This is a genomic window from Shewanella sp. SR43-4, from assembly GCF_014163845.1.
GTDB classification, from domain to species: domain Bacteria; phylum Pseudomonadota; class Gammaproteobacteria; order Enterobacterales; family Shewanellaceae; genus Shewanella; species Shewanella vesiculosa.
The window spans coordinates 1-9,777 of the sequence record NZ_JACJEB010000032.1; the positions used below are offsets into that span (position 1 = coordinate 1).

The following is a 9,777-nucleotide window of genomic DNA, read 5'->3' on the forward strand; positions in this document are numbered from 1 at the left end:
CGTGATGTCAATTTTTCAGACATCGCCGTAAGACGCTAGGTCGTTGGCTTGGGGTGCGTATTCTACGCTTTCCCGTGTCGGCGTCAAGTGTTTTTTCAAACTTTCTTTTCGCCTTGAATCCAGTGATATGAACCACTTAACTCAACCCAACTCGGTGACCGCTTTCGCTGTCTGCCGTGTCAGTGGATGCGCATTATAGGCAGCTTAAGATTTTGTGCAAGGCCTTTTTAAACAAAAAAGGATCGCTTGGCGATCTTTTCACCAAAAGCGATCCTTTTTCGTATTTTAGGTCATATTATGACTATTTATTGTACTTTTTTAGTGCCTTTACGAAACTGTTCAAGGAAGCTAATGACATTTTTATCATCCCAATCGACATACGAACGCACATAAGCCACCAGCTCACCTTGTTCATTTAAGATAAATGTCGCAGGAATGGTATCCAGCGGGAAAACATCACGTAGTCGTTGTTGCGGATCAAAATACGAGTTAAATGTGGGTAAACCAAGAGATTCTAAAAATGGTTGCACAATAGCCACGGCTTCAGCATCAATCGAAATAGGTAATAGTGCAAAATGTGCAGCATCTAGAGTTTGATCTAATCGATTGAGCGCTGGAAGTTCTCTGACACAAGGTGGGCACCAAGTAGCCCAAAGATTAATAACGACGACTTTGCCCTTATATTGGTCAAAGTTAACCGGCTCACCAACGATATCGCTAAAATCGACTAGCGCTACTGGGAATGGCTGCGGCAATATATTGATTCGCTCAAGCGTTGAATCAGTGGTTTGCTCAGCCGCAGCTTGCATGCCGGGATATGCATTAACACCACTTGCAATACCCATAAGAAAGAAGCTAGTGAAGATAAACGCAAACCACTGTTTCAAAATTAATACTCCAATCTGTTATTTAGCCGCTTTATTACGATTTAATAACGCATCTAATTCGGCTTGCTGCTCTGCCGACAAGGTTGTGGATTCTGTTGCTTGGATCCGTTGTTTTCGCACAAAGATAAAGCCAATAAACAGTCCCAAAATAAGTAACCCGAATGGACCAAGCCATAAAAGATAGGTTTTCGAGTCTAACTTAGGATTATACAAAACAAAGTCACCGTAGCGACTAGTCATAAATTCGATGATGTCTGAGTCTGACTTGCCATTATCTACCATTTTATAGACTTCAAGACGTAAATCTTGCGCAACAGGAGAATTTGAATCGACTAAGTTTTGATTCTGACACTGAGGACAACGCAACTGATGTGCGAGTGACAAGGCCCTTTGCTGATTATCTACTGATTTAAACTCATAGGTATCGACTGGAGTAGCCAATACGTTCAGAGAAAAAAGTAAACTAGTACAAGCCAACATCATTTTAAATATACATTTCATTACGATGCCCCATCAAGTTTTGCTTCAGCTTGTAATTGCTGGATCATCGGATACAAGGTTTGTGTCCAAACCGTTTGGTCAATGGGACCAGCATAGCGATAACGAATAATACCGTTATGATCAACAATGAAGGTTTCTGGTGCGCCATAAACCCCAAGGTCGAGGCCCAAGCGACCATCCTTATCATAGATATTAACTGTGTATGGATCGCCTTGGGTCGTTAACTCTTTGACAGCTAATGCTCGTTCGTCACGATAGTTGATACCGTATATAGGTAACAAATTACGCTTAGATAACATCATTAAATAAGGATGTTCATATTTACATGCTGGACACCAAGTCGCCCAAAAGTTCAACATCAATACTTTTGCGGGCAAATCTTTCTCAGTCAAGACTTCACTAGGTACTTCCAAGCGCTCGAGCTGGAAAGCCGGGACAGGCTTTCCTTCTAATGCAGAATCGAGCACTTTAGGATTGAGAAATAATCCTTGATATAAAAACACGCCCATACCCAAAAATATAACCAAAGGTATAAACAGTACAAACTTCTTCATAATGTCTCCGAGTTAATTAAGCTGTCGCTAATTTTGCTTTTACTGCTTCTTCTGTAGCAACTTGCTTCACACGATAACGTTTATCTGATGCTGCTAAGAAGCCACCAATCATCATAAAGATCGAACCAAACCACAACCAACGTACAAACGGCTTGTAGTTAAGACGCACAGCAAACTCAGTTAAATTAATTGGGTCGCCCATAGTGACATATAAGTCACGGAACAAGCCCCAATCAATACCCGCTTCAGTCATATCCATAGTGCGCACGTTGTACTGACGACGGTCAGGTTTTAATAAAGTGATAAATTCATCATCTTTATAAATCTCAATTTGACCTTGTTGCGCAGTATAGTTAGGACCGACGACATTTTTAGTTTCTAAATACTTAAATGTATAACCTGCTAGTTCTTGGCTTATTCCAGGCCCCATGCGTACGCTTTTCTCGATCGAATAATTAGAGACAATTGTTGCCCCCATTACCGATACCGCGATACCAAAGTGGGCAAAGAGCATGCCGAGCTGACTACGCCCGATTCGGTTAAGACTGATGCCACCCTCTTTATTGCTCACCATATTATAAGCGGCACGGAAAGTTGATAGCATGATCCATGTTGTCGCAGCGACACCACACATTACCCAAGCATTAAACTGACCACCAGCAACAAATGGCGCCGCTACCCCAACAACTAAAGCAATAATAGCTGGAATGAGTAACTGTCTTTTAATTTCACCGGCTTTAGATTTTTTCCAGCGAATAATTGGACCAATTCCCATAAAGCCAAATAGCACTAACACGATAGGTACAAATACCGCATTAAAATATGGAGGACCAACAGAAATCTTACCCATGCCTAGAGCGTCAATGAGTAAAGGATACAAGGTACCCAATAAAACAGTACCAGCTGAAACCGTCAGAAGCACATTACAAATTAACAACATGGTTTCTTTCGATTTAAGCTCAAATCGAGCTGGGCTACTCATTTCGCTTGCACGGAAGGCAAACAAAGTTAATGAACCACCAATGGCAATACCTAACAACAACAAGATAAACAAACCACGGCTTGGATCTGCTGCAAAAGAATGCACTGAAGTAAGTACGCCTGAACGTACAATAAAGGTACCGAGTAAACTTAAAGAGAAAGCAAAAATAGACAGTAGTACGGTCCAGTTACGGAATGCGCCACGCTTTTCGGTCACAATTAATGAGTGCACTAAAGCGGTACCCACTAACCAAGGCATAAATGATGCGTTTTCAACGGGATCCCAGAACCACCAACCGCCCCAACCTAATTCGTAATATGCCCACCAAGAACCTAATGAAATACCACCGGTTAAAAATATCCATGCCGCTAATGTCCAAGGACGACTCCAACGAGCCCAAGCAGAGTCAAGCCTGCCACTCATTAAAGCCGCAATAGCAAAAGCAAAACAGACCGAGAAACCGACATACCCCAGATACAACATTGGCGGATGGAAGATTAAGCCCACATCTTGCAACATTGGGTTTAAATCTCGACCTTCTAGCGGGATAGGGAAGATCCGTTCAAATGGACTTGATGTTAGGATCATAAATAAACTGAAACCGACAACAATCATCGCTAATACTGATAGCACCCTTGCAGTAAAGACCTCTTCTAATCCCTTACTAAATAAGGCTACCGATGCGGTCCATACAGACAACGCAAATACCCAGAATAATAGTGACCCTTCATGCCCGCCCCACACTGCCGCAATTTTAAAGAATATTGGAAGTTGAGAATTAGAATGATGTGCGACATAAGCCACAGAGAAATCATCGACAGCGAAACTATACCCTAACGCAATAACCGAAAGACTGATGAAAAAAAACATTCCGTATGTTAGTGGCCAGGCATAACGAACGAGATACTGGTCTTTACGGGCGGAACCATATAACGGCACGCTAGCTAGCAGTAAGGCAAAAGCCAAACCGAGAATTAGCGAGAAATGTCCAAGTTCTGGAATCATGGGTATTCCTTAGTCTAAAAAATTAGCGGATCTGAAACAGACAAATCACGGTAGCACTATTTAATGCGGTGAAACTAATATACGCACATTAGCTTAAACGAATTTTAACGCATTTTAGAACTTGCGATGGCTTCTGTCTGCCATTTTCGTACAAAATTGGGTCACTAGTCTCATTATGAGCATCTATTCAATCAAAACGAAAATTTATGACAACCTGTCTGACACAATTACCTTAACAAAGTTTCGCTATTAGTAAGACAAACAATTCAATCTGTGAACCAGTACGCAACTCTCAGGATTTGGATTCATATCTTCCTTATATTACTATTCAATTAATAATCTTTCCGTATAATCAAGATTCCAAGCACTGCGGTATAGCCGCTTTCTCTGTTAACCTAAAAGTGAATATTGAAACAATGACCACATTTTGGATATTTATTGCGCTTGTCGTACTTATTGGCCTAATCATGATTTGGGTTCCACATTTTCGTCAACAAAAGCTATTGCGAGCTGAAGAGTCTGGTGTCCGTAGACAAACTAACCTTGAACTTTTTGCCGAACGTATAACCATTCTTGAAAAGGAATTGAATGACGACCTATTAGACCAAGTCGAATTTGAGGCATTAAAAAAAGAACTAGAGATAAATCTACTTCAAGACATGAGCCAAAAAGGTGACGATTCTCTTGACGTAGAAATGAAATCAAAGAGCGCTTTATGGCCTGCTTTTATGACCCTGTGCATATTGGCCATTTCAGGTTACTTATATCAACACCTCGGTGCTTATCAAGAATTAGCGAATCCTCCCCAAGCAAGCAATCCACATCAAGGTATGGACACAGCACAAATCATGTCGCAACGCGTACAGATGATGGAAGCTAAAGTGGAAGCACAGCCAGAGGATAGTCAGGCGTGGTTTAGTCTTGGACATGCTTATATATCTGCTAACCAATATGATAAAGCCGTTGCCGCATTCGATAAAGTCATGCAATTAGTCGGGACGCAAGCCGAACTGCTTGGACCTAAAGCTACTGCACTCTACTACAAAGCGAATCAGCAGATGACACCGGCTATTCAAGCCATCATTGAGCAATCTTTAGCATTAGATCCACAAGATCCCTCAACACTGCTTCTCGTTGGTATGGATGCGTTCTTTACTGCGAACTACCAGAAGGCTATCGATGCTTGGCAAATGATCCTCGACAGCGATCGAAATGATGTCGACAAAACAGCATTAATGAATGCCATTGAGTCAGCGAATATGCGCCTTAATGAAGCATCAGGTGCAATGTCTGGTGATGCAACACCAAAGTCAGCAGTGACGAGTAATGCAAAAACCGTCGAAATTGAAGTAACTATTGCACCGGAGTTAGCTGATAAAGTATCTGATTCAGATACAGTGTTTATTTTTGCTCGGGCAACTCAAGGCCCTAAAGTGCCGCTGGCGGCGACTAAAATTAGTGCAAGTAACTTACCGGTAACGATCACTCTAGATGACAGTACGTCAATGGGGGGTGATGTGAAACTGAGTTCAGTTCAGGAAGTCGAAATCATTGCAGTATTGTCAAAAAATGGCAATGTTAAACCACAGTCTGGTGACTTAAAGGGCACGATAAAAACGCTCAAGGTGGGTGATAATGCAACATTAACACTCGATACCTTAGTGCAATAACAATGGCAGCATCAGTAAGGTTATAGCTTAACATTACCGATATTTACCCATAAAAAAACCGGCTATTAAAGCCGGTTTTTGGATCTAGTTGAAAATTACTTAGACATAAACTGAATTGCGTTTTTGTAATCATCATCGGTACAGTCAGTACACATGCCACCTGGTGGCATAGCGTTTAAACCAGACTTAACCGAACCCACTAAGGCATCTAAACCTTTTGCTAGGCGTGGTTCCCATGCCGCAGTATCATGAACTTTAGGCGCACCAGCCACACCCATGCTGTGACATACTTGACACGCTTTGTTATAAATAGCTTCACCTTCTTGAGCAAATACATTTGCAGACAAAGTTAATGCAGCTGCTGCAGTCATTACTAACAATTTTTTCATATTCATCGTTCCTAATTGCAAATATACCAAGCTTAGCGCTGCCCTTTGATTTAGAAGGCAGACTCATTTTTAGCAATGGCTAGATTACTACAAGTAGCAAAAAAACTCATCTTTTTGTGATAACAATCTCAGCTTAGGCTCTAAATCGAGACAATCTGTGTAGTTCAGGTAATATATTAGCAATCATTAAAAAAGTTCAAACTATATCTTCTTTTTTGGAACCATATCAAATTGCTAGCACTTAATCATGACAAAGCTAAACCGGTAAAAGTGTTTGTGTTAATATCTTTTCGAATTCATCCTCACGCATAATAAGAGGGATAAGTGACCATATCAAACCAATCACAAGTGCTATTAAGTGCCAACGAATTAACCTGTATTCGTGAAGATCGGATTTTATTTGACGAACTGAGTTTTAATATCAATGCGGGTGATATTGTCCAAATTGAGGGTCCTAATGGTGCAGGTAAAACCAGTCTATTACGAATAATTGCAGGTTTGTCACGCCCCTATGCAGGAGATGTTGAATATTGTGGTGAAAACATCAATAGATGCAGGGATGAATTTAACCATGACCTCTTGTACCTAGGGCACTTAGCAGGGGTCAAAAGTGAGCTCACTGCAGAAGAAAATCTTAACTTCAATTTAAGAATCAGTGGCTATGATGGTTTTGATACCACTGCTATTTTGGCCAAAGTCAATTTAACCGGTTTTGAAGAGGCGCTTGCGGGTCATTTATCCGCAGGGCAACATCGACGAACAGCATTGGCAAGATTACAATACAGCAATTGTAAAATATGGATCCTTGATGAGCCTTTTACTGCAATTGATAAAAAAGGTGTAGAAGAACTAGAACAACTTTTTATTCAACATGCCGAGTCGGGTGGATGTGTGATACTAACAACACATCAGGATATGAGCATTATTAGTAATGCTATGCTTCGCAAAATCACTCTCGACTATCGCTTTGTATAAGGTATTTGAATGAAACGAGGAATCAGCTACACCGCAGCATTCATGACGCTACTACAACGTGATTTAAGAATTGCAATTCGTCATCGCGGAGATATTTTTAACCCATTATTATTTTTTATCCTAGTGGTGACTCTTTTCCCTCTAGGAATTGGACCAGAATCTCAGGTGCTTACTAGAGTAGCTCCAGGAATTATATGGGTTGCGGCCTTACTAGCATCAATGCTGTCGTTGGAGCGCTTATTTAAAGCAGACTTTAACGACGGTAGCCTAGAACAAATGCTACTGAGTCCACAACCATTAGCATTGATGGTATTAGCTAAGGTACTTGCACATTGGATTCTAACCGGTGTACCACTGATTCTAGTCGCACCACTACTGGCCGTACTATTACATTTAGAGAGCAATAGTTATGGTGCCTTAATGTTGACATTAGCATTGGGCACACCAATATTGTCGCTCCTTGGGGCAATAGGTGTAGCACTTACAGTAGGGCTTCGAAAAGGTGGAGTGCTACTAAGCTTGCTGATTTTGCCTTTATATATACCCGTACTCATTTTTGCCACCAGTGCAATTGATGCTGCGGGACTTAACATGGCTTACGATGGTCAACTTGCGATACTTGCAGCTATGTTGGTCGGTTCTTTAATCTTGGCACCTTTCGCAATTGGCGCCTCTTTACGAGTGAGTACAAACTAATGTGGAAATGGCTACATTCTTACGCAGACCCTGAACGGGCATATAAATTGTCTGGCACCTTGTTGCCATGGTTTAGCATTCTTGCAATATTAATGGTCGGTACTGGCAGTATTTGGGGATTATTGTTTGCCCCAACGGATTATCAACAAGGTGATAGCTACCGTATCATCTTTATCCATGTACCTGCAGCATCAATGTCTATGGCTGCTTACATGGGTATGGCAATAGCTTCATTCATAGGTTTAGTCTGGCAAATAAAATCGGCTGATTGGGCTGCAGCAGCCATTGCACCGATAGGCGCTGTGATCACCTTTATTGCATTATTTACAGGGGCTGCATGGGGCAAACCTATGTGGGGTGCTTGGTGGGTATGGGATGCACGCCTTACATCTGAATTGGTATTATTATTTTTATACTTAGGCGTGATCTCACTGTATGCATCATTTGAAGACAAAGTCCTCGCGGCTAGAGCGTCTGGTATCCTTGCTATTGTCGGCGTAATTAATATTCCAATTATTAAATACTCTGTCGATTGGTGGAGCAGCTTGCATCAACCGTCGACCATCAGAATAACAGAGAAGTCTACCATGTCGACAGATATGCTATACCCTCTGCTAATAAACATTGTTGGTTTTGGTATGATGATTGGTGCCATTACCCTCGTCCGTTATAGAACAGAAATTCTTGCTCGAAATGGTATGCGCCCGTGGGTGAGAGACTTAGCAACGGCAGAGGAGGCAAAATAATGCAATTTGATTCATTCAAAGATTTTTTAGATATGGGCGGTTATGCATTTTACGTTTGGTTATCCTATGGTGTAACTATTGGCTGCTTGGCAACATTGATCACCCTAAGCATTAGACAAAAGCGTAAAGTGCTAATTGAAATAGCTAAAAAGATAACGCGTGAACAACGCCTGAAAGAAACAAGAGGTAATAACCGTGAATCCAAGACGTAAAAAGAGATTAACGCTCGCCGTGACATTAATTGCAGGCGTTGCAGCCGTTACTTCATTATTGCTATACGCACTAAATTCAAATTTGAATTTATTCTATACTCCATATGAAATTACTCACGGCAAAAACGACACAGGTGTGTTGCCTGAAGTCGGACAACGAATCCGAGTAGGCGGTATGGTTACAATGGGCTCAATGAATCGAGATCCTGACAGCTTATATGTAGAGTTTGCTGTACATGATTCAGCAGGCGGAAGTGTCGTTGTGACTTATGATGACTTGTTACCTGATTTGTTTAGAGAAGGTCAAGGGATCGTCGCACAAGGTGTATTAGTAGAATCAGGAAAATTAGCGGCAACGGAAGTGCTTGCCAAGCATGATGAAAACTATATGCCACCTGAAGTAGCTGAAGCTATGGGACAAAAGCATGAAAAGCCGACCTATAGTCAAAAAGCGCTTGAAGACAAATAACCCTTAACTGTAATAAAAAGCCTCTTCGGAGGCTTTTTTTATGCTTACACACTATGTAGATACAGAAACAATCAAATTCAAAAGTAGATCGATCCAAGTGGTAGGTAAGATTTTCATGTTTAACTCGTTTGTGCTCCGAAGCAAGAATATCTACATTAGCGACAATGAAACTCTAGTAAACTAGGCAGTGGCTTAAAGGCTTTAAATATCTCTAGGGTGTGGCAGTTATACTCAGCGCAGCACATTAGATAGCCCTATATTGAGGCACAATCGCAACAAAACTTGATCCACCATTAATGCCAACTTCACTAGCTGTAATAAGATGCTTCCCAAAGCCTACACAGCCACAACCAGCTTATCGCCAAGCAAGCCCTGCAACTTCTCTATTAATCACTAACACAGTCGCGTCTTAGGTTTACAACACATTGAGTAAAGCAATTGGTGCTGATTCAACAGTCTTTGTCATTAATGGTTTTATTGCTTGAATAGACTAGACCAAATCAAAGTCGGTTAAGGCTGATAATCAATATTGAGCTTCTTAAAACCCTAAAAATGTTTCGAAAAAACCGACAGCAAGAGCAACCTAAATTAGGCAACATTATGGGTTAACTGTTTAGGAGAAAACAAAACCTAGACCACAGACAGATACCAGTAAATCAGTAATCAGTAATCAGTAATCAGTAATCAGTAA

At 41.2% G+C, this 9,777-nt stretch carries 11 protein-coding genes; 6 read left to right on the top strand and 5 right to left on the bottom strand.

All coding sequences use genetic code 11. The features are described from left to right. Positions 1–305 precede the first annotated feature (305 nt). Genes H5123_RS20020 through H5123_RS20035 form a run of 4 tightly spaced genes read right to left on the bottom strand, consistent with a single transcriptional unit; the run spans position 306 to position 3,929 of the window. Positions 306–845 (bottom strand): TlpA disulfide reductase family protein, encoded by a 540-nt coding sequence (locus tag H5123_RS20020; RefSeq protein WP_124017786.1) that lies wholly within the window; start codon positions 843–845, stop codon positions 306–308. 60 nt (positions 846–905) lie between these two features. After that, positions 906–1,388, bottom strand: coding sequence for a heme lyase NrfEFG subunit NrfF (nrfF, locus tag H5123_RS20025; RefSeq protein WP_124017672.1), 483 nt, complete (start codon positions 1,386–1,388; stop codon positions 906–908). Continuing rightward, on the bottom strand, positions 1,388–1,942 hold the full coding sequence (locus tag H5123_RS20030) for a DsbE family thiol:disulfide interchange protein (protein ID WP_124017673.1): 555 nt from the start codon (positions 1,940–1,942) through the stop codon (positions 1,388–1,390). Before H5123_RS20030 ends, nrfF begins: the two co-directional genes overlap by 1 nt. A 16-nt stretch (positions 1,943–1,958) precedes the next feature. After that, positions 1,959–3,929: a heme lyase CcmF/NrfE family subunit gene (locus tag H5123_RS20035; protein ID WP_124017674.1), complete on the bottom strand. Its 1,971-nt coding sequence runs from the start codon at positions 3,927–3,929 to the stop codon at positions 1,959–1,961. A gap of 416 nt (positions 3,930–4,345) precedes the next feature. Between H5123_RS20035 and ccmI the strand changes: the two genes are divergently transcribed. Next, a complete protein-coding gene (gene ccmI / locus H5123_RS20040; protein ID WP_182699062.1) occupies positions 4,346–5,599 on the top strand; it encodes a c-type cytochrome biogenesis protein CcmI in 1,254 nt (417 codons plus the stop codon). A 95-nt stretch (positions 5,600–5,694) separates the two neighbouring features. On the opposite strand, the gene H5123_RS20045 is transcribed toward ccmI, so the two are convergent. After that, positions 5,695–5,988 (bottom strand): cytochrome c5 family protein, encoded by a 294-nt coding sequence (locus H5123_RS20045; RefSeq protein ID WP_124017676.1) that lies wholly within the window; start codon positions 5,986–5,988, stop codon positions 5,695–5,697. A 324-nt stretch (positions 5,989–6,312) separates the two neighbouring features. Here H5123_RS20045 and ccmA point away from each other — a divergent pair, with 324 nt between their 5' ends. From ccmA to ccmE, 5 genes are read left to right on the top strand one after another with little or no spacing between them, the layout of a single operon-like run. Then, positions 6,313–6,963, top strand: coding sequence for a cytochrome c biogenesis heme-transporting ATPase CcmA (gene ccmA / locus H5123_RS20050; protein ID WP_124017677.1), 651 nt, complete (start codon positions 6,313–6,315; stop codon positions 6,961–6,963). Between the two features lie 9 nt (positions 6,964–6,972). Next, positions 6,973–7,659 (top strand): heme exporter protein CcmB, encoded by a 687-nt coding sequence (gene ccmB, locus H5123_RS20055; protein WP_124017678.1) that lies wholly within the window; start codon positions 6,973–6,975, stop codon positions 7,657–7,659. Further along, positions 7,659–8,405 (top strand): heme ABC transporter permease, encoded by a 747-nt coding sequence (locus H5123_RS20060; protein ID WP_124017679.1) that lies wholly within the window; start codon positions 7,659–7,661, stop codon positions 8,403–8,405. Before ccmB ends, H5123_RS20060 begins: the two co-directional genes overlap by 1 nt. Then, the gene (gene ccmD, locus H5123_RS20065) at positions 8,405–8,617 is read left to right on the top strand and encodes a heme exporter protein CcmD (protein WP_124017680.1); all 213 of its coding nucleotides are present in this window, start codon (positions 8,405–8,407) and stop codon (positions 8,615–8,617) included. The genes H5123_RS20060 and ccmD overlap by 1 nt, the downstream gene beginning before the upstream one ends. Next, positions 8,601–9,086 (top strand): cytochrome c maturation protein CcmE, encoded by a 486-nt coding sequence (gene ccmE, locus H5123_RS20070; protein WP_124017681.1) that lies wholly within the window; start codon positions 8,601–8,603, stop codon positions 9,084–9,086. The genes ccmD and ccmE overlap by 17 nt, the downstream gene beginning before the upstream one ends. Positions 9,087–9,777: the final 691 nt, after the last annotated feature.

Coding starts and splice junctions, on each gene's coding strand:
- ccmD (WP_124017680.1), top strand. CDS start 8,405: ATGCAATTTGATTCATTCAAAGATTTTTTAGATATGGGCGGTTATGCA.
- H5123_RS20030 (WP_124017673.1), bottom strand. CDS start 1,942: ATGAAGAAGTTTGTACTGTTTATACCTTTGGTTATATTTTTGGGTATG.
- ccmI (WP_182699062.1), top strand. CDS start 4,346: ATGACCACATTTTGGATATTTATTGCGCTTGTCGTACTTATTGGCCTA.
- nrfF (WP_124017672.1), bottom strand. CDS start 1,388: ATGAAATGTATATTTAAAATGATGTTGGCTTGTACTAGTTTACTTTTT.
- H5123_RS20035 (WP_124017674.1), bottom strand. CDS start 3,929: ATGATTCCAGAACTTGGACATTTCTCGCTAATTCTCGGTTTGGCTTTT.
- ccmB (WP_124017678.1), top strand. CDS start 6,973: ATGAAACGAGGAATCAGCTACACCGCAGCATTCATGACGCTACTACAA.
- H5123_RS20060 (WP_124017679.1), top strand. CDS start 7,659: ATGTGGAAATGGCTACATTCTTACGCAGACCCTGAACGGGCATATAAA.
- H5123_RS20020 (WP_124017786.1), bottom strand. CDS start 845: ATGGGTATTGCAAGTGGTGTTAATGCATATCCCGGCATGCAAGCTGCG.
- H5123_RS20045 (WP_124017676.1), bottom strand. CDS start 5,988: ATGAAAAAATTGTTAGTAATGACTGCAGCAGCTGCATTAACTTTGTCT.